The organism is Pelotalea chapellei (assembly GCF_018531195.1).
Classification (GTDB): domain Bacteria; phylum Desulfobacterota; class Desulfuromonadia; order Geobacterales; family Pseudopelobacteraceae; genus Pelotalea; species Pelotalea chapellei.
In genome coordinates this window covers 22,424-39,781 of the sequence record NZ_JAHDYS010000005.1, presented here as the reverse complement: position 1 = coordinate 39,781, position 17,358 = coordinate 22,424, and the positions used below count along the sequence as shown (strand labels likewise).

Genomic DNA, 17,358 nt, shown 5'->3' with positions numbered 1-17,358 from the left:
AATTTATATCATGGAAAGGACAAAATATAAACTCCTAAAGACCACTTTTAAAATGCCTGCAATCATTGGTTTTCTTTGCAGAGGAGTTCAATTGTCTGGCAGTAAATACAATCCTTACGTTAAAAAATCTCAAAAAAACAACAGCCAGTCGTTATCTGGCTGCAGTTCAATTCTCCACAGAAAAAATTGTTTAATATGGGATCCATAAGGGATAACAGATCAGTATGTCTTGGGATTGTGATCTACTCCGTGACAGTTAAGCCAGCACTCACCATGGAAACTATAGGTTCCTTTTTCGACGAACTTTAGCTTACCTTCAGAATTTTCCTTCACAACATTTCGATTGAAGCGAATTAAATATCTATTTTCAGGGCTGCCATGGGAGGTATGACAAGTGTGACATGAGGTTCCTCCTCCCTTAAAATTGTTTTCACCAGCAATGTGTCGCGAATGTAATGGGAAACTCTGGTTGCCCATAATGCTTGTACGCTTATGACAACGATAACATAATCCATAGGCATAGGCATTTTCTTGAATACCATCACCAGTTGCATAGTTATCCACCAACAAGCCCTCATACTTAGAACCATGTGGACCCTGCGGTGAATTTGGATCATCACTTCCATGGCAATCGGCACACTTGAGTGTCGAGACATCATTGGCAGTCGTTTTTTTCTCCCGATATGGCCTCATCAGACTAACAACCGCCTGGTTTTTGCCTTCTGCTTCCACCGGATGAAATGATGGATTCTCCTTATTAAACTCAATGCGTTTATTGGTGGATTTAACCGGCAAGTTTGCGCTATCGGCATGACAGAGGTAACACAATTCATATTCTTTAGTGATCGGAGATGCAAAGTTGCCGACCTTTTTGCCTCGCAATCCAGCGTAAGGATTATCGCGAGATACATAGTGCGGGCTATGACAATCTGCACATTCAACATGTCGCGGTGCTACTGGATTGGTCTCCGGCAACACCTCCCGTGCGCTATGGTTTCCAGCCTTTCCAAAGACAGGATGACGGTAATTTTTTGCAAAATCCCGGGTCACATCTTTAAACTGGTTCCCCATTGATATCAGGGACTTTGGAATTCCACTGGCAGGACCATGGCAGGTGATGCACTTAGCGGACCCACCGCCATTGGTAAAATCAAAGCCCACATGGCAGGAGCCACAGCCATCAGCCATTATCTGAGGATCAAGATGCAGGGGAGTAGTCGCTGCTGCAACAACCAGAGGCATAAAAACGACAATGATTAAGCTAAACTTTAACAAATGCCGAAAATGCATAATTTGGGACCCTTTACCTAATTCTGTGAAGGCCATGGAGCTGGCGTGGTTAGGTTGTGACAGGCAGTACAGACCGCGTCATGATCCTGAACGGACGTATTACCAGCCTTATGATAAACCCAGAAAGGTACCTTTTTACGAGTGTTGGTCCCATCACACACACCGCCGTAACAATCCGATTCGTTTGCCTGATTCTGATGAGGATCATGACAGGTGGTGCACTGCATCCATCCCCTCCCGTCTCGAGTGGTGTCTTTTAATTTCACAACAATATTCCCATCGATTTTTTGGGGAAAAACATAATCAACAGGAAGGCCAGTTATGCGTGAGCCAGTCTGAGATTCCGGAGAAGAATTATATGCATAACCTGTTGCATATACGAAAGAAACAGGATGATGGCCATATCGCATTTTATTTGTAGAAGGATTAAAAGAAGCAATTCCATCAATGACATTCTTGCTCATGTCAATCGGTCCCCCACGCAGTACATCTCCCATAGAAGCCACCCCATCATGGCAGCTCAGGCACAATTTTGAGGAACCATTAGGCTGTGCTCCAGCTCCATAACCTGCTGCAGCAAGATTTTTTATATTAAAGGTTGCGGACCCGGTGTAACGCTGAAAAACCACCGATGAAAATTTACGATTCCAGAGTGGTGCCTGTTCAGCGACATTGGCGTTATGGGGAGTATGACAGAAAATGCAGATTTGTTGTCCACCTGGATTAGAAGTTATATCGCCAGTGGCACGATAGGTATTGGTATTTGGAACAAGTGTGGTTGTACCAACCTGTCTTGCAATTGCTGACAGGTTATGCCTGTTACCGAGTTCAGAAACCTTAGGACCGGGAGCTGCCGCTCCTGAATAACTCGCAAACAACAGTACAAACAGGAATGCAGCAATATTTGCTGTAAAAATTTCAGGTAAAAATTTCATTTTGATGCCTTCTCTTTCAGATACTGATAAACCTGAATCCGGTGATTGAAGGTGTCGGCTATATAAATTCTGTCATCACGATCGATGAAAATACCACTCGGAAGCATCAACTCACCAGGCCGAGAACCTTCTTGACTTACATAAAGCAGTAGTTGGCCCTGTTGGTTAAACATTTGAAAATTCCCAAAGATTGCATCCAGGACATAAAGATTGCGATCGCTATCAAGAGCAATTCCCTTGGGACGCGCAAAGGAACCGGGTGAATCACCAATCTGACCCTGACTCCTGAGATATTTTCCAGCTGAATCAAAAATCCTGATCGTGAAGTTCATTGAATCCGTGACATACACACTATCAAAAGCATCGACAGCAACATACGTCGGCATATTGAAAGCTTCCTTAAAATCCGGCCCGTTCAGCTCACCTTTCAGCTGGTCATCCTCGCTAAATACAAAAACTTTGTTGGCCAAAGTGTCTGCGACGATCTTTTCTCCTCGAGAATTAATCGCAATGCCGGTAGGACGTTGCAGGATCCCTTTGGTATCCAACTCTTTCTGAAACAATCCCTCGGCCGTAAATTTGTAGATTGCAGCGCGCTGTGCATCGGTGATGTAAAGGTTCCCTTGCCGATCGAGCACAACACCAACAGGGCTACCCAGACGTTGGGTGCCAGCCTGGACAATGTAACTGATCTCACGGGAAGCAAGGTTGTATTTATGCACTACTCCCAGCGAAGGGTCGGCAACGTATATAAGACCATTGCCGTCAGCAGCAATGCAATGTGGAGTAAAAAAACCGAGATATTCGTTTTTATCACCCAGCATCAAATCAAAAAATCTGCCCACAGCACCTTTCTCTGTAACTACGTCATCAGGACCTTGGATAATACGTACCAATTTGATACGCGGAGTTTCCGGTGCTTGCGGCCAGATCATTTCAATTCGATTATCCTGCCAGGCGGACCGCTCAAGTTTTGAAGATGCGCAACTTGACATGAAAGCAGCTGCCAGAACCAAAAACAGAACCCGAAATACAAACCAGTTGTGTGTTAAAGGTCTACGCATTGAGTATTCCTGCGATCCAGATGCCATAGGAACAAGCCAAAGCCAATCCCCATTTCCAAGCACATCCTGCATTAAACGTATTGCGTTTGGGAAAAGCAGTGAATATCAATCCCAGAGCGGCAGAAATCCACCCAACCAAACCCAACAGTACAACAATTGACCAGATGTCGTTAGCCACGTTACCCTTTCAGCTTAAATAGGTGCCTCAATAGAGTGCCCGCCCTGAGTTTCCATACCATCGTAATTGCTTCTAAAACGATCTTGCGTGACATTTTGGAACTGCCGGCATGACGATCGATGAAGATAATTGGCACTTCAACTATATCCAGACCCTTTTCCATGCAACGATAATTCATCTCAATCTGAAAGGAATATCCATCTGAAGCTATCCTGTTCATATCGATAGCCTCAATTGTTTGCCTGCGAAAACATTTAAAGCCACTCGTGCAGTCATTGATAGAAAGTCCGGTTATCAGACGTGTATATACACTAGCGAAATAGCTGAGTATCAGCCTTCTGATCGGCCAGTTCACAACACTGACTCCATTAAGATACCGTGAGCCAACGACAAGATCGCAGGATTGTATCTTTTCCAGAAAAGTTGTCAGTACACCAGGATCATGTGAAAAATCAGCATCCATCTCTATGATATAATCTGCACCCATGGCTAATGCGGCTTTAAAACCTTCACGATAAGCAGATCCCAACCCCAGCTTGCCTGAACGATGCATCACCTTTATTTTTTCATTTTCGGCCGCTAGTGCATCTAACAAACGACCTGTACCATCGGGAGAGTTGTCATCAACAAAGAGGACATGCAAAGTAGAGTCCTGTTTGAGAATTTCCTTGGCAAGACGTTCAACATTTTCACATTCATTGTAGGTGGGAATAACAACTATTGTTTTCAAAAACTGCTGGCTCCGAAAATGTGGTGGCGCAATCATTTAATTAAACATTGCCGGAAGTGTACGGGAAAGCTCCGTAAAAAGTCAAGGAGGACAAACACAAGGATTGTTCATCTCTATTCCTCCTTTAACCGCGATTTATAGCTCGGTCAAAAAGAAAGTTAAACCCCATGGTAAAAAGCCGCTGAGAATGGTCCACACAGTAAAAACCAGGCACCGTGAACATTGTAGAGTGTTATAATGAGAAAAAATAAGGAGAAATTTTTCTTGTCCTGCCGGAGCAAAAGCATGAAGGAGGTATTGTCATGTTAAGCAAACTCATAATTGTCACTGTAGTGATGGCTACCCTTGCGGCCCTTCCCGGCTGTATCGTCCATCCTGGTTATTATTCCGACGACAGAGGCTATTACTATGAGTCCTACCCACTATATTACGGACCATACATATACGCCCCGTTCTGGTTTGGCGGCCACTTCCGTGGCAACTACGGTCATGGTCATGGCTTTCACGGTGGCCGGCGCTGAAGATTTCAGATTCCATGCAAGAATGTGAAGCACCAGCAACACCCTTAGTGTTATGCCGGCAACTAAAAAAATTCATTTCTGTATCTCATGCCAGATACGCTTAGATAGGCCTTCTTGATAAAATAGCTTATCCGATTACTATTAGTACATGGCAGTTATTCAATTCTTGCAACTCCTGTCGCGTGGGTTTGCAGGAAATGGAGCATAAATGAAAATAGCCCAGGTATCTCCTCTTTATGAAACTGTCCCACCCCTCATGTACGGGGGAACGGAGCGCATAGTATCCTTTTTAACTGAAGAACTCATCCACAAGGGACATGATGTCACGCTGTTTGCCAGCGGCGACTCAGTCACCTCCGCCAGACTTATACCCTGCTGCAAAAAATCATTACGCCTGGATGACAACTGCATAGATCCGCATCCCCATCATCTGTTGATGCTGGAGCAGGTCTTCAGTATGGCGAAGCAGTTCGACATCATTCATTTCCACATTGATTATTTTCATTTTTACGCGGCGCGACGATGCGGCCTGGCTCATGTAACCACCTTGCATGGACGCCTTGATATTCCCGATCTGGTGCCGCTGTATCGGGAGTATACGGATATACCTGTCATATCTATTTCCGATTCCCAGCGAGCTCCTCTTCCCTGGCTGAACTGGCATGGAACTGTCTACCATGGTCTACCAAACGATCTTCTGCCATTCAACCCCAAAGGTGGCGAATACCTTGCCTTTCTTGGCAGGATTTCCCCCGAAAAAGGAGTCGATTCAGCCATTGCCATTGCTCTAAAAAGCGGCATCAAGCTGAAGATAGCAGCGAAAATAGATCGGGGCGATCGGGACTACTTCGACAACAAGATCAAACCGCTGATCGATGACCAACTGGTGGAGTATGTGGGCGAGATCAACGAAGAGGGGAAGAAAGACTTCCTTGGCAATGCGCTGGCGCTCCTTTTTCCGATCGACTGGGAAGAGCCGTTCGGCCTTGTGATGATCGAATCGATGGCTTGCGGCACACCGGTTATAGCCTTTGGCCGCGGTTCGGTACCTGAAATAATTAAAGAGAGCGTTGCAGGCTTTGTCGTCAGAAATGTGGAGGAAGCGGTGCGAGCCGTAGCAGCAATCCCCTCACTTAGCCGGAAGCGCTGTAGGGGCTATTTTGAAGAAAACTTTTTAGCAGCGAGAATGGCTGCAGACTATATCGCTATCTACGAAGCCATGACTGATGTCAGCCACAGAAGTTCGATCTTGAGCATCGGACGCCAGAACCATTAGCCTGGCATCCCCATGACAGTAGACAGAAAGGTAACATGCGGAGGTAGTATGAAGGAGGTAATCCAGGTAGAAGAACAATATTACATTCTCGCCACCTCTGACCGGGCAGCAGGATGTCAACGAGTACTTAAGGAAGGAGAGACCTTTGCCATCTTCGATTGCCATGGCGATATACAACCTGTCGGGTTAGGCGAACAAGGCATCTTTCATGAAGGAACCCGTTTCTTGTCAAATCTGGATCTGAGGTTTGCTGGTGCACGCCCACTCCTTCTGGGATCTACTCTCAACAAAAACAATGAACTTCTGGCTGTGGACCTGATGAATCCCGATTATTTCATTAATGGCCGACAGGTTCGGCGAGATTCAGTCCATATTTTCAGAACCAAATTTATCTGGAAAGGACGATGCTACGAACAGCTCCGACTGACCAACTTCAGTCTGGAACCTGTTGAAGTTCCTTTCAGCATCGGTTTTGGGGCAGATTTCTCTGATATTTTTGAAGTTCGTGGTACCAAACGTGAAGAGAGAGGCGTGTTGCTACCGACAAAGGTTACTGAAGATTCCGCATTACTGTCCTATGAGGGACTCGACGGTGTCACCCGGATGACACGTATCGATTTTGCTCCTGCTCCGGACATGCTGGCTCCCTCGGAAGCACATTATTGTCCGGTGCTCAAACCAAAGGAGTCGGTAACCTATAACATTACCGTCACCTGTAATTGCCAACATTGTACTAAAATCCTCGCCGACACCTATGAACAAACTCTTTCGGAGGTCCACGGATCTCTGGCTTCATCCAATAAGAGCTATTGCGATATCGTTACCGATGATACCCACTTCAATACCCTTCTAGCTCGTTCGCAGTCAGACCTGATCATGATGACAACAACCACTTCCTCCGGCCCCTACCCCTATGCCGGCGTCCCCTGGTTCAGTACGCCTTTCGGCAGGGACGGCATCATTACTGCTCTGGAAATGTTGTGGGTCAACCCAGACATCGCCCGAGGAGTGCTAACGTTCCTTGCAAAAACTCAAGCTGATAGTCTGGACACGGGCAGCGATGCTGAACCGGGCAAAATACTGCATGAAGCCAGACAGGGAGAAATGGCCGCATTGAGAGAAATCCCGTTTGGAGCCTATTATGGCAGCGTCGACTCTACACCTCTGTTCGTGGTCCTGGCCGGTGCATATTATGAGCGCACCGCTGATCGTGAATTCCTGGCCCGAATCTGGCCAAACGTGCTCCGGGCTCTGGATTGGATTGATACGTATGGAGATGCAGATGGCGATGGCTTTGTAGAATATGCCCGTCATTCATCCAATGGGCTGGTACAGCAGGGCTGGAAAGATTCGGATGATTCTGTTTTTCATGCGGACGGTACCCTTGCAGAGGCCCCTATCGCCATCTGCGAAGTACAGGGCTATGTCTATGATGCTAAAGTACGTGCCTCAGAGATGGCAGTTGCTCTGGGAGATCCCGGCCGTGCGGCAGATCTTCAGGAACAGGCTCGACTTCTTCGACAGAAGTTCCACGAAGCCTTCTGGTGTGAAGATCTCTCGTTTTATGCCCTCGCCCTGGATGGCAACAAACGCCCCTGCCGTGTCCGCGCATCCAATGCAGGCCATTGCCTCTATTCCGGGATTGCCTCGCCGGAGCATGCCAAACACATCTCATCCCATCTGTTGTCGGATATTTTCTACACCGGATGGGGGGTCCGCACGATTGCCAGCAATGAAAAGCGCTACAACCCCATGTCGTATCATAACGGGTCGATCTGGCCCCATGACAATGCCCTTATTGCTGCCGGGCTGGGCAAATTTGGATTCTCTTCAGAAGCTGTCGCAGTACTGCAGGGGATTTACGACGCTTCGCTGGCAATGGACCTGCACCGGTTACCCGAGTTGTTTTGCGGATTCAAGCGACGCGGGGATTTCAGCCCGATCCTTTATCCAGTTGCCTGCGCTCCGCAGTCATGGGCAGCCGCTTCGGTCTATATGCTGCTGATGTCTTGCATGGGTTTATCGATTCTGGCTGAAAAAAATCAGATCTGTTTTATCCATCCAGTACTTCCCCCGTTTCTGAACGAGGTGATCATCCGAAACCTCTCCATTACTGCCAAATCTTCTGCCGATGTGGTTCTGAAAAGATATGAAAACGACGTGACCGTAAGTGTGATCCGCAAACAGGGACCGGTAGAGATAGTGATAGTAAAATGACCGGTGAGCTTCCCACCTGCAGATCATTACATTCCCCGGTCCTACGCTTGTCGAGGTGATACCCATGAAAGCAATTCTCGCAAAAAACTTTGGCCCACCCGAAGTCATGCATATCGAAGATGTCCCTGCTCCGGTTCCAGGACCGGGTCAGATTCTCGTCTCAGTCAAGGCCGCAGGTGTCAATCCGGTTGATTCTTACATTCGTTCAGGCCTGTACCGGCAGGACCTGAAATTACCCTTCACACCAGGGCTCGACGCGGCAGGAGTCATAACTGCAACAGGAGAAGGGGTCAAACATCGCACTGTCGGTCAGCGAGTCTATATTGCCCGTTCCAGTTTCGGCACTTACGCCGAGCAGGTGCTGTGCAAGGAGTTTCAATCCCATCCTTTGCCGGACCACATCAGCTTCAGCCAGGGAGCGGCGATAGGTGTCCCCTATGGCGCCGCATACCGGTCGCTGTTCCAGCGAGCCCATGCGCTACCAGGTGAATCCATTCTGGTACATGGCGCCAGTGGCGGAGTTGGCATTGCTGCGGTCCAACTGGCACGTAACACAGGCATGATGGTGATTGGCACCGCTGGGAGCGAAGAAGGTATCAAACTGGTCCAGGCCCAGGGAGCGCACCATGTACTTAATCACCACCAGGATGGCTACCTTGATAGACTTGGGGAGTTGACATGCGGCAAAGGGGTGAATGTTATTCTGGAAATGCTGGCAAACGTCAATCTTGACCGGGATCTGACAGCGCTTGCAACAGGAGGTCGTGTAGTGGTTATCGGCAGTCGCGGACGGGTGGAAATTGATCCTCGTGAAGCCATGGGGCGTGAAGCATCGATACTGGGGATGACCCTTTACAATGCCAGCGAGAACGAGATGCTCAGCATGCACGCGGCATTTGTCGCCGGCCTTGAAAATGGAACCTTGCGGCCGGTCATCAGCAAAGAATTACCGCTAGCTGAGGCTGCACAGGCCCATCATTTAGTGATGGATACGAGCACGATGGGCAAGATAGTGCTGGTACCTTAACACAACAGCCTGAGAAGCATCTGACGGAGCATCAGGCTATGGAACGCACCACACCGCCATCTACTCTCAGTGCAGCCCCTGTCGTAGCCGATGCGGGAACACCACAGACATAAGTAATCATCGCAGCCACCTCATCAGGTGTAGCAAAGCGTTGGATTACAGAGGAAGGGCGAGCTGTTGTGAAAAAGTCCTGTTCAACCGTAGTAACGTCAACGCCGCGGGTCTGGGCCATCTGTGCAACGAATTCAACGACCCCTTCAGAAGCGGTCGGTCCTGGCAGCACGCTGTTGACAGTGACGCCGGTTCCGGAGAGGATTTCCGCAAGTCCTCGAGCCACAGCCAGCTGCGCGGTCTTGGTCATGCCATAGTGAATCATCTCGTTGGGGATCTGCAGGGCAGATTCGCTGGAGACAAACACTATCCGTCCCCAATTGCGTGACCGCATCCCTTTCATGTAATGCCGAGAGAGCCTGACACCGCTTAAAACGTTGGTCTCAAAAAAGCGGGCCCAGTCTTCATCCGGAATCTGATCGAACGGCTTCTGCTCAAAGATGCCGAGGTTGTTAACAAGCACATCGACCTCCGGCAGCATGCCAATCAGGGTCTCACAACCTTCCCTGCGGGCAAGATCGGCCGTAATTCCTTTGATAGTTGCGCCGGGGAACTCACCCATAAGCACATCAACCGCCCAATCCACCCGCGCCTGTGTCCGACCATTCACCGTAACCAAGGCACCCTCAGCCGCCAATGCGCGGGCAGTTGCGAATCCAATACCGGCCGTCGAACCGCTCACCAGCGCCCTTTTTCCATGCAGTCCGAGATCCATATCATTCTCCTTATAGTTGCATGACGTGTCATTCAAGCTTTTTGCCGAACATTACCCACCTGCACAGACAGCATTGAAATGGAGCCACCATCGACACCTTCAACCGGAAAGGTGATCGGCTCGTCCTCCTGCCTGGTTGCAAGGACATATAGCAACGGCAGATAGTGATCGGGCGTGGGAATGGAAAGCATGGCATCTTTCCCGAGTGTTTCGTAGTCGATGAGCGGTTGGTAGTTGCCGGAAAGAATCAATTCCTTGGCTTCATTCTCAAAACGCACAGCCCAGTCATAGGGATCAGGCACATGGCGCCCCCAGGCATAGGTATGAAGGTTGTGAACCAGGTTCCCGCTTCCCATGATAAGAATCCCTTCCTCCCGCAACGGTGCCAGTCGCCTCCCCAAATCGAAATGAAAAGATGCTGGCATGGCCTCATTTATACTCAACTGTACAACCGGGATATTTGCCTCAGGAAAAGCATGACAGAGCACAGACCAAGTCCCGTGATCAATACCCCATGAGTCGTCGGCTACAACCAGCAGTGGGGCCAGCATTGTTTGTACGCGGCGGGCAAGATCCGGATCGCCGGGCGCGGGGTAGTGCACCTGGTACAACTCTTGGGGAAATCCGCCGAAATCGTGAATTGTCCTCGGTCTCGGATTAATAGTGACGCCCGTGCCCGGTATATACCAATGAGCTGAAATCGAAAGAATAGCCTTGGGCCGTGGCAACCCTTCCCCCAAGCGACGCCAGCCCTGAGTATAGCTGTTGCTGCTCAGAGCATTCATCGGGTTCCCGTGACCAAAGAAGATAGCCGGTAAAATTTCAGAATACATGTCAGCTCCTGTCAATACTGGGCATAACCGGAAACGATTCTCTAAATTTTAACATATTCTCTCTAACACAGTGCATTTGACGCCCGAATGCTACATTGAGATTACAAGGCAGAAAGCATAAAATCAGCTTAACGTTGAAAAGTAGTCTTTTAAATCTGTTAATATAGACGATGCTGCTCACTATCAAGGAGAGGAAAAATGCGAACCATTATCGGTATTGCTTTGACGTTTCTGCTGACTGCAACTCCGGTCTTTTGTTTTGAAGGTGACCGTGTAGCCCATTTTGGATCGAGTTCAGTGTATGGATTGGCATCCGGTTCCGTCATGTACAAGTACGCTGAAAACATGGGTCCGGCTAAACGCACGGCGGCCTCTTTCGGGATTGCCCTGATACCCGGAATCGCCTGGGAGCTCAAAGATGAACTTGAAAAGAACAACCATTTTGACTGGAGGGATTTAGGAGCTGATGCAATGGGCGCTCTTACCGGGGCGGTTGCAGCTGAATTGATAAATGGGCAGCTATGGTTATCTGCTTCCGGCAGGCAGATACGCCTTGTTGGAAAATGGTAGACCACTACCCCTGTGTCACTGAAGCCCCTCGCCCTGCCAGAACCGCATCAGGTGTCTGTCGGACTTCTCAGGCTCCACGTCTTACACCGGCCGCAAAATTGTCTTTATCCGTACTTCTCCTGTCAGCGTGCGATGCACCGGGCAGCGATCAGAGATCTCCATTAAGCGTTGTCGTTGCGCCCCATCCAATTCGCCACTAATTTCCAGCTCCCGCTCGATACTGTCGATCCGGCGGTCCTTCTCATCGCAGTCGCGGCAGTCTTCGGCGTGAATCTTTTGATGTGAAAGCCGCACCACCACGTCATTCAACGGCCACCCCTTCTTGCGTGCATACAACTGAAGCGTCATGCCGGTACAGGCGCCAAGGGCTGCCAGCAAATACTCATACGGAGAAGGTCCCTCGTTGCCTCCACCTAAGTCAACAGGTTCGTCTGCAATCAAAGGGAAGCCGTTGGCGAACAGTTCGGTACGAAAGCCATCTGCAGTGGTTCGTGCAATTACACGGTTGTCGATAACCTCCGGCGGGATGCTGGCAGGAGTCGACGTGTCGGGAAGTACAAGATAACGCCCGGCCCAGGCAGCGATCATTCCAGCGGCGTAACTGGAGTCCCGTGGGTCTGAAAGAAGGTGGTCGGACGAATCGAGAGATATGAAGCTTTTGGGATGAGGAGCGGCCCGATAGATGTCGGCTGCATTTTCAATTCCTACCACCTGGTCGCGTGGCGAGTGCATCACCAGAAGTGCCGCCTTTAGCCGACGCAGAGTCTCGGTCGGCTGCTGTGACTCCAGATCATCCAGCAGGCTCTTGCGAATTGTGAACGTGCGCCCACCGATACTGACAGTGGCTTGACCAGTCTGCTCTACCTGTTCCGTCGAAATTCCCAGCATTTTTCTCAGATTGGCAGGATTAAAGGGAGCTGCGATGGTGACTATTGCAGTCGTCGTAGGAATATTTGAAGCGGCGGCAAGTACGGCAGCACCTCCCAGGGAAGAGGTCGCGGAGAAATCGCCCTCACTTTCCCCCAGGCCGGTAAAATCAAAGCGCAACACGGCGATGCGCCTGCTGCTCAAGGCGCGCGAGATATTCACCACGGCCTTGAGGTCCTTGGAGCAGGTGAAGCAGTGCGCAAACAGGGCGTAAGCCAGCGGCCTTTCATCCTCGGGGAGTTCCATCCTGGCGGCAATCAATTCCCCATGGACATTGGGAAAAGTAACCCTCTTTGTATTCATATGTGCCCCATGTAATGACCCGACTGCTGTTGATCTGCCTTGATAACTTACTTTTTCAGAAACCTGTACGGATCGGCCCTGGTAAGCCAGGGACTGTCGCGGTATTCGGTTCATTGTAACAAAATAATACACCCCATTATAAACGTGGGCAATACACGGAAACTCCGGCGAGCCCTGCTTCTCCAATACCTGCTGAAAATTGAGTTTTGTGCTGCCAATGGTAGAATGAAGCAGGTTTGAGACGTGCCAAAAGGACAATGTAAAGGGAATAAGACGCATATGGACAACGTTCTGGCAGCCCGCGCCTTGATGGGTGTTTCACTCGGTTTTCACATCATCTATGCCACCATTGGCATCGGTCTTCCATTCATGCTGATGCTGGCCGAAGGGTTGGCCATTCGGACAGGAGACGAAAGCTACCACCAGCTTGCCCGACGCTGGATTCGTCCAGCAGGACTGTTGTTTGCCATCGGCGCTGTCTCCGGAACCATTCTCTCATTCGAACTGGGACTGCTCTGGCCACGGTTCATGGAAACCAGCGGCCCTCTCATCGGTCTCGCCTTTTCCATAGAGGGTTTTGCTTTTTTCACCGAAGCGATCTTTCTTGCACTCTACATCTACGGTGAACAGCGGCTATCCCGCCGGATGCTTTTTCTGTGCACCATTCCGCTCTCTGTGTCCGCAGCTGCTTCAGCGGCCTTCGTCATCAGCGCCAATGCCTGGATGAACACCCCCACAGGTTTCCGCAGAGTGAATGGTGTCTTTACCGACATTGATCCTTTTGGTGCCTTGGCAAATCCGGCCTGGGCGCACCAGGCAATCCACGGCACTCTTGCCGCCTATGTTGCAACCGGCTTTGCCATGTCCGGTGTCTATGCACTGGCCATGCTGCGCGGTCGGAAATCGGAGGATAACAAGCGGGCCATGAAGCTGTCCCTTGCGGTTGCCGGGGTCTGTCTGCCGCTCATGTTCCTGTCCGGCGACTTTGCAGCGGTCTTTCTTGCCAAGTATGAAAAACCGAAACTGGCTGCAATGGAAGCCCTGTTTCACACCACACAGGGCGCTCCCCTGATCGTCGGCGGCTGGCCCGATCCGGCAACAGGTCGAGTCCTGTACGGCATCGAGCTCCCCAAACTTCTCAGCCTGCTCGCCCATCACGATATCAATTCAGTGGTGGAGGGACTGGATGCCTTTCCGCCCGGAACCACCCCGGACCCGCGGCTGGTTCACCCTTTCTTTGATCTTATGGTTGGTTCGTTTTTCATCATGGCGGGGGTTTCTGCAGCATTCTGGTGGCTGATCTGGAAAAAAAAGGAATCTGCTGCCGGCGGGTGGATGCTGCGAGGAATACTTGTGGCTTCACCTTTCGGGCTTATCGCTTTGGAGAGCGGCTGGCTGGTGACTGAATTCGGCCGGCAGCCCTGGGTGATCACGGGACATATGCGGGTAACGGAGGGGGTGACGACCAATCCGGGGATGGGGCTCGTCTTTCTGGTCTTTCTGCTTGTCTACATCGTACTTACCGCCGGATTGCTGAAGATGCTGCTCTGGCCTTCATCGGGAAAGAAAGAAGTCAGGGCAGCACAGGAGGGTCAGAATGTGGACCCTTGAAAATCTTGCTGCAGCAGTCCTTCTTCTGGGACTTATCATGTATGCCGTCTTTGCCGGCGCAGACTTTGGCGGCGGTATCTGGACGGCTCTGGCCACCGGACCACGGGCACGGCAGCAGCGGGAAAGCCTCTTCCACGCCATAGGGCCTGTCTGGGAAACAAATCACGTCTGGCTGATATTTGTGGTGGTGATACTTTTCACCGCTTTTCCCAAAGGGTTTGCCGCCATCTTCACCGCCCTGCTGGTCCCACTGGTGATCGCACTGATCGGCATCAACCTGCGGGGAGCTGCTTTTGCCTTCCGCCACTTCGGCATGCAGACCGGAAGGGATGTGCCACTCATCGCCAGAACATTTGAGATATCAAGTATCCTGACTCCCTTTGCTCTCGGTGTGGTCGTGACCGCAACAGCTACCGGAACAATCTCTGCAGGAACCCTGGCCGCAGGATTCCCCTGGCTGAATCCCTTCACTCTGGTTGGTGGAATTACCGGAATCGCCATCTGCGGATATCTGACACCGATTTACATGACAGTACGTACGAGAGGTGATTTGAGGGAGGATTTCAGAAGATACGGCATGATCGCCGGCTTTGTGCTCGCCCTGCTGACGACGGCGGAAGTCCCGTTGGCGCGGATATATGCGCCGCTGTTCGCCGAGCGCCTGCTGTCCACCTGGGCAGTTTTTGTTGTTGCAATGGCAGTTGTTGCAGGTACGACCACCGAAGTTTTGCTATGGCAACGCAGATACCTGCCGGCTCAGATATCTGCGGCGGGTGCGGCAAGCCTGACAATAACAGGCTTCTGGGCTGCAATGTATCCGGACCTTTTGATCGGACAACTGTCCCTGGCCCAGGCAGTTGCGCCCCATGCTACACTGGCCGCAGTGTTCGCAGTATTTCCCTTCGGAATCATCATCCTGGCACCATCACTTCTGCTGCTCTATCGTGTCTTCCGTGGGCAGCCAAACCCGGAACTTCCCAGGGACGGCTAATGCGTGCTGTAACATCTAAACCCCCTCCCTAACCCTCCCCCTCCAGGGGAGGGAACAGCACCTCCCCCAAGCAGACCCACAGGGCCTAAAGGGGGAGGTGGGGAGGGGGAAGCGCTGGTCTCTTTCGCCCGTTCAAAAAAGAATCACCAGAGTAATGCCACCTCCCAGCACGACCAGGTTTGCCACCGCCGAGACCGCATGCAGCTTCCTGAACTGAACCCGCGCCGGATGATCCTTGGAAGTGGTCTCAAAGGAGGGAATTTCTTTTTTAATCTCAACGGCACGTGGTTCGATGATAAAGGCTTGGGCAGCAGTAATCAGGAGCATGGCACTGATGATAATGGCTGAAGCAATGCTATGGCGGCCACGGGAAATGGCCAAAGTAACAAGCGCCACCGCACCGCAAGCCATGCCCCACCGGAAGTAGCCGGGAAAGAGAACGCCGACGATCCCTCCGGCAATGTCTCGGGAATAGGATTTAAACAGTGTGGGGGTCAATGTTGTCGTGAAGAGGGCAACGCCTCCCAACCAGCATGCAACGGCAAGACGATAGACAGTGGCGGCAATCTGCATTATTTCCTCCATTTTAGATATTCAGGTGTGCATCATCGATCAAATTTCAATGTTTATCAAGATCGTCAACAAGCGGGGGCACTTCCGCCCCGGTTTCCATGCCTTCTGCAACTTCCTGAATGATCCCCATACGTTGATAGATCGGTCGCACCTTCTCCCTGATCGCCGGAAGATGTCTGGCAAAAAGGGCACCGCCGGCAAGACAGAAACCAGACCCGATCAACAACGTATCACTCGGTCCAATCATATCGGCCATCGCCCCTGCTGCCAGATTTCCGAACGGCGCGATCCCGATGAATGACATTGTGAAAAGGCTCATCACACGGCCCCGTTTATCCTCCTCAAGTATGGTCTGAAGAATGGTATTGCAGGAGGCAACCAGGGTCATGGCGCCGAAACCGGCCAGGACCAGGGTCATCAAGGAAAAGAACAAATTATGCGACACTGCAAATGCCGCAATACCCACGGCAAAAATTATCACGGATCTCGCTATCACTTTCCCCAATCCGAGCACACTTTTGCGCGAAGCGAGAAAAAGAGTTCCTGAGAGAGCTCCGCACCCAGCCGCTGTCATTAAGAAGCCGAAAGTATGCGCACCTCCATGAAGGATCTCCTTGGCAAAGACCGGCACAAGTACCGCATATGGCATGCCCATAAGGCTTACAAGTGCCACCAATAGCAGAATGCTTCGGATCGGGCCGAAGCCGAAGGCATACTCAAAGCCTTCGCGAAGCTCATGGAGGATGTGGCGCCTCGGACGCTGTTGATGCAGACCTGGCGAAAGGCGCATTGCAGTAAGTGCCATGATGACAGCCAGGTAACTACAGGCATTCAAGATGAAGCAGATCCCCTCTCCTACAGATGCGACCAGAATCCCGGCCACTGAAGGGCCAATCAGCCGGGCTCCGTTAACCATCGAAGAATTAAGAGCAATGGCATTACCCAGATCTTCACGGTGCTCAACCATCTCAACTACAAAGGCCTGACGAATGGGGATGTCAAAGGCATTGACGACTCCGAGCAACAAGCTGAGGAAAATGATCTGCCAGACCTGTACTGTTCCTGTCAGAACGGCAATAGCAAGCAGCACGGCCTGCACCATTGCAAGCGTTTGAGTCGCAAGCAGCAGTCGACGCCGGTTCCAACGATCAGCAAGTACTCCGGCAACAGGCGCTATCAGCAAGGTCGGAATTTGACTGGTGAAGCCGATCAGACCAAGAAAGAAGGAGGAGCCCGTCAAGCGGTAGACCAACCAGCTCATCGCAACCTGCTGCATCCAGGTGCCCACAAGAGACACACTCTGACCCGCAACAAACAGCCGATAATTTCTAGAACGCAGAGCGCGCAACAGATGCCGCGCCCTCATCCATTTTTCCTCGTTATTCTCTAAAACCATCATTTTTCAAGAGGACAATTTCCTATTAATAAACTTCATCTGGCTTTTCTATAGCGATCTTCCAAAAGGACTACAAGCAACAAGCCGGAT

The 17,358-nt window shown here is 50.7% G+C and carries 16 protein-coding genes; 7 read left to right on the top strand and 9 right to left on the bottom strand.

Going from position 1 to position 17,358, the window contains the following annotated elements; translation table 11 throughout:
* Window positions 1-219 precede the first annotated feature (219 nt).
* The 4 genes from KJB30_RS06535 to KJB30_RS06520 form a co-directional block, all read right to left on the bottom strand.
* On the bottom strand, window positions 220-1,326 hold the full coding sequence (locus KJB30_RS06535; RefSeq protein ID WP_246545551.1) for a cytochrome c3 family protein: 1,107 nt from the start codon (window positions 1,324-1,326) through the stop codon (window positions 220-222).
* Window positions 1,308-2,225: a hypothetical protein gene (locus KJB30_RS06530; RefSeq protein WP_214297177.1), complete on the bottom strand. Its 918-nt coding sequence runs from the start codon at window positions 2,223-2,225 to the stop codon at window positions 1,308-1,310. Before KJB30_RS06530 ends, KJB30_RS06535 begins: the two co-directional genes overlap by 19 nt.
* Window positions 2,222-3,361 (bottom strand): 6-bladed beta-propeller, encoded by a 1,140-nt coding sequence (locus KJB30_RS06525; protein WP_214297175.1) that lies wholly within the window; start codon window positions 3,359-3,361, stop codon window positions 2,222-2,224. The genes KJB30_RS06530 and KJB30_RS06525 overlap by 4 nt, the downstream gene beginning before the upstream one ends.
* Window positions 3,362-3,468: 107 nt before the next feature.
* Complete coding sequence (locus tag KJB30_RS06520) at window positions 3,469-4,197, bottom strand: polyprenol monophosphomannose synthase (protein WP_214297173.1); 729 nt, start codon at window positions 4,195-4,197, stop codon at window positions 3,469-3,471.
* A 302-nt stretch (window positions 4,198-4,499) separates the two neighbouring features.
* Here KJB30_RS06520 and KJB30_RS06515 point away from each other — a divergent pair, with 302 nt between their 5' ends.
* The 4 genes from KJB30_RS06515 (at window position 4,500) to KJB30_RS06500 (ending at window position 9,238) form a co-directional block, all read left to right on the top strand.
* Entirely contained in the window at window positions 4,500-4,718 is a 219-nt protein-coding gene (locus tag KJB30_RS06515; RefSeq protein WP_214297171.1) for a hypothetical protein, read from the top strand.
* A gap of 208 nt (window positions 4,719-4,926) precedes the next feature.
* Window positions 4,927-5,994, top strand: a complete 1,068-nt coding sequence (locus KJB30_RS06510; RefSeq protein WP_214297169.1) for a glycosyltransferase family 4 protein — start codon at window positions 4,927-4,929, stop codon at window positions 5,992-5,994.
* Window positions 5,995-6,042: 48 nt separating this feature from the next.
* Window positions 6,043-8,211 carry an amylo-alpha-1,6-glucosidase gene (locus KJB30_RS06505; RefSeq protein WP_214297167.1) on the top strand — a complete coding sequence of 723 codons (2,169 nt, stop codon included), beginning with the start codon at window positions 6,043-6,045 and terminating at the stop codon, window positions 8,209-8,211.
* A 64-nt stretch (window positions 8,212-8,275) separates the two neighbouring features.
* Complete coding sequence (locus KJB30_RS06500; RefSeq protein WP_214297165.1) at window positions 8,276-9,238, top strand: NADPH:quinone reductase; 963 nt, start codon at window positions 8,276-8,278, stop codon at window positions 9,236-9,238.
* Window positions 9,239-9,269: 31 nt separating this feature from the next.
* On the opposite strand, the gene KJB30_RS06495 is transcribed toward KJB30_RS06500, so the two are convergent.
* Window positions 9,270-10,064 (bottom strand): SDR family NAD(P)-dependent oxidoreductase, encoded by a 795-nt coding sequence (locus KJB30_RS06495; protein ID WP_214297164.1) that lies wholly within the window; start codon window positions 10,062-10,064, stop codon window positions 9,270-9,272.
* Window positions 10,065-10,096: 32 nt separating this feature from the next.
* Complete coding sequence (ygiD, locus tag KJB30_RS06490) at window positions 10,097-10,897, bottom strand: 4,5-DOPA-extradiol-dioxygenase (protein ID WP_214297162.1); 801 nt, start codon at window positions 10,895-10,897, stop codon at window positions 10,097-10,099.
* A gap of 198 nt (window positions 10,898-11,095) precedes the next feature.
* Here ygiD and KJB30_RS06485 point away from each other — a divergent pair, with 198 nt between their 5' ends.
* Window positions 11,096-11,467 (top strand): YfiM family lipoprotein, encoded by a 372-nt coding sequence (locus tag KJB30_RS06485; RefSeq protein ID WP_214297157.1) that lies wholly within the window; start codon window positions 11,096-11,098, stop codon window positions 11,465-11,467.
* Between the two features lie 81 nt (window positions 11,468-11,548).
* On the opposite strand, the gene KJB30_RS06480 is transcribed toward KJB30_RS06485, so the two are convergent.
* Window positions 11,549-12,697: a bifunctional alpha/beta hydrolase/OsmC family protein gene (locus KJB30_RS06480; protein WP_214297155.1), complete on the bottom strand. Its 1,149-nt coding sequence runs from the start codon at window positions 12,695-12,697 to the stop codon at window positions 11,549-11,551.
* A gap of 279 nt (window positions 12,698-12,976) precedes the next feature.
* On the opposite strand from KJB30_RS06480, the gene KJB30_RS06475 reads away from it, so the two are divergent.
* Both KJB30_RS06475 and KJB30_RS06470 read left to right on the top strand, forming a co-directional pair.
* Window positions 12,977-14,308 (top strand): cytochrome ubiquinol oxidase subunit I, encoded by a 1,332-nt coding sequence (locus tag KJB30_RS06475; RefSeq protein ID WP_214297154.1) that lies wholly within the window; start codon window positions 12,977-12,979, stop codon window positions 14,306-14,308.
* Window positions 14,295-15,299 carry a cytochrome d ubiquinol oxidase subunit II gene (locus KJB30_RS06470; protein ID WP_214297152.1) on the top strand — a complete coding sequence of 335 codons (1,005 nt, stop codon included), beginning with the start codon at window positions 14,295-14,297 and terminating at the stop codon, window positions 15,297-15,299. The genes KJB30_RS06475 and KJB30_RS06470 overlap by 14 nt, the downstream gene beginning before the upstream one ends.
* A gap of 132 nt (window positions 15,300-15,431) precedes the next feature.
* On the opposite strand, the gene KJB30_RS06465 is transcribed toward KJB30_RS06470, so the two are convergent.
* Entirely contained in the window at window positions 15,432-15,872 is a 441-nt protein-coding gene (locus tag KJB30_RS06465) for a DUF4149 domain-containing protein (RefSeq protein WP_214297151.1), read from the bottom strand.
* Window positions 15,873-15,918: 46 nt separating this feature from the next.
* Window positions 15,919-17,238, bottom strand: coding sequence for an MFS transporter (locus KJB30_RS06460; protein WP_214297150.1), 1,320 nt, complete (start codon window positions 17,236-17,238; stop codon window positions 15,919-15,921).
* Window positions 17,239-17,358: the final 120 nt, after the last annotated feature.

What these genes read in the sequence shown, in the direction of transcription:
- KJB30_RS06500 (WP_214297165.1), top strand. Translation starts at nt 8,276, where the DNA reads ATGAAAGCAATTCTCGCAAAAAACTTTGGCCCACCCGAAGTCATGCAT.
- KJB30_RS06480 (WP_214297155.1), bottom strand. Translation starts at nt 12,697, where the DNA reads ATGAATACAAAGAGGGTTACTTTTCCCAATGTCCATGGGGAATTGATT.
- ygiD (WP_214297162.1), bottom strand. Translation starts at nt 10,897, where the DNA reads ATGTATTCTGAAATTTTACCGGCTATCTTCTTTGGTCACGGGAACCCG.
- KJB30_RS06495 (WP_214297164.1), bottom strand. Translation starts at nt 10,064, where the DNA reads ATGGATCTCGGACTGCATGGAAAAAGGGCGCTGGTGAGCGGTTCGACG.
- KJB30_RS06515 (WP_214297171.1), top strand. Translation starts at nt 4,500, where the DNA reads ATGTTAAGCAAACTCATAATTGTCACTGTAGTGATGGCTACCCTTGCG.
- KJB30_RS06525 (WP_214297175.1), bottom strand. Translation starts at nt 3,361, where the DNA reads ATGCAGGATGTGCTTGGAAATGGGGATTGGCTTTGGCTTGTTCCTATG.
- KJB30_RS06530 (WP_214297177.1), bottom strand. Translation starts at nt 2,225, where the DNA reads ATGAAATTTTTACCTGAAATTTTTACAGCAAATATTGCTGCATTCCTG.
- KJB30_RS06470 (WP_214297152.1), top strand. Translation starts at nt 14,295, where the DNA reads ATGTGGACCCTTGAAAATCTTGCTGCAGCAGTCCTTCTTCTGGGACTT.
- KJB30_RS06475 (WP_214297154.1), top strand. Translation starts at nt 12,977, where the DNA reads ATGGACAACGTTCTGGCAGCCCGCGCCTTGATGGGTGTTTCACTCGGT.
- KJB30_RS06485 (WP_214297157.1), top strand. Translation starts at nt 11,096, where the DNA reads ATGCGAACCATTATCGGTATTGCTTTGACGTTTCTGCTGACTGCAACT.
- KJB30_RS06465 (WP_214297151.1), bottom strand. Translation starts at nt 15,872, where the DNA reads ATGCAGATTGCCGCCACTGTCTATCGTCTTGCCGTTGCATGCTGGTTG.
- KJB30_RS06460 (WP_214297150.1), bottom strand. Translation starts at nt 17,238, where the DNA reads ATGAGGGCGCGGCATCTGTTGCGCGCTCTGCGTTCTAGAAATTATCGG.
- KJB30_RS06510 (WP_214297169.1), top strand. Translation starts at nt 4,927, where the DNA reads ATGAAAATAGCCCAGGTATCTCCTCTTTATGAAACTGTCCCACCCCTC.
- KJB30_RS06505 (WP_214297167.1), top strand. Translation starts at nt 6,043, where the DNA reads ATGAAGGAGGTAATCCAGGTAGAAGAACAATATTACATTCTCGCCACC.
- KJB30_RS06535 (WP_246545551.1), bottom strand. Translation starts at nt 1,326, where the DNA reads ATGGCCTTCACAGAATTAGGTAAAGGGTCCCAAATTATGCATTTTCGG.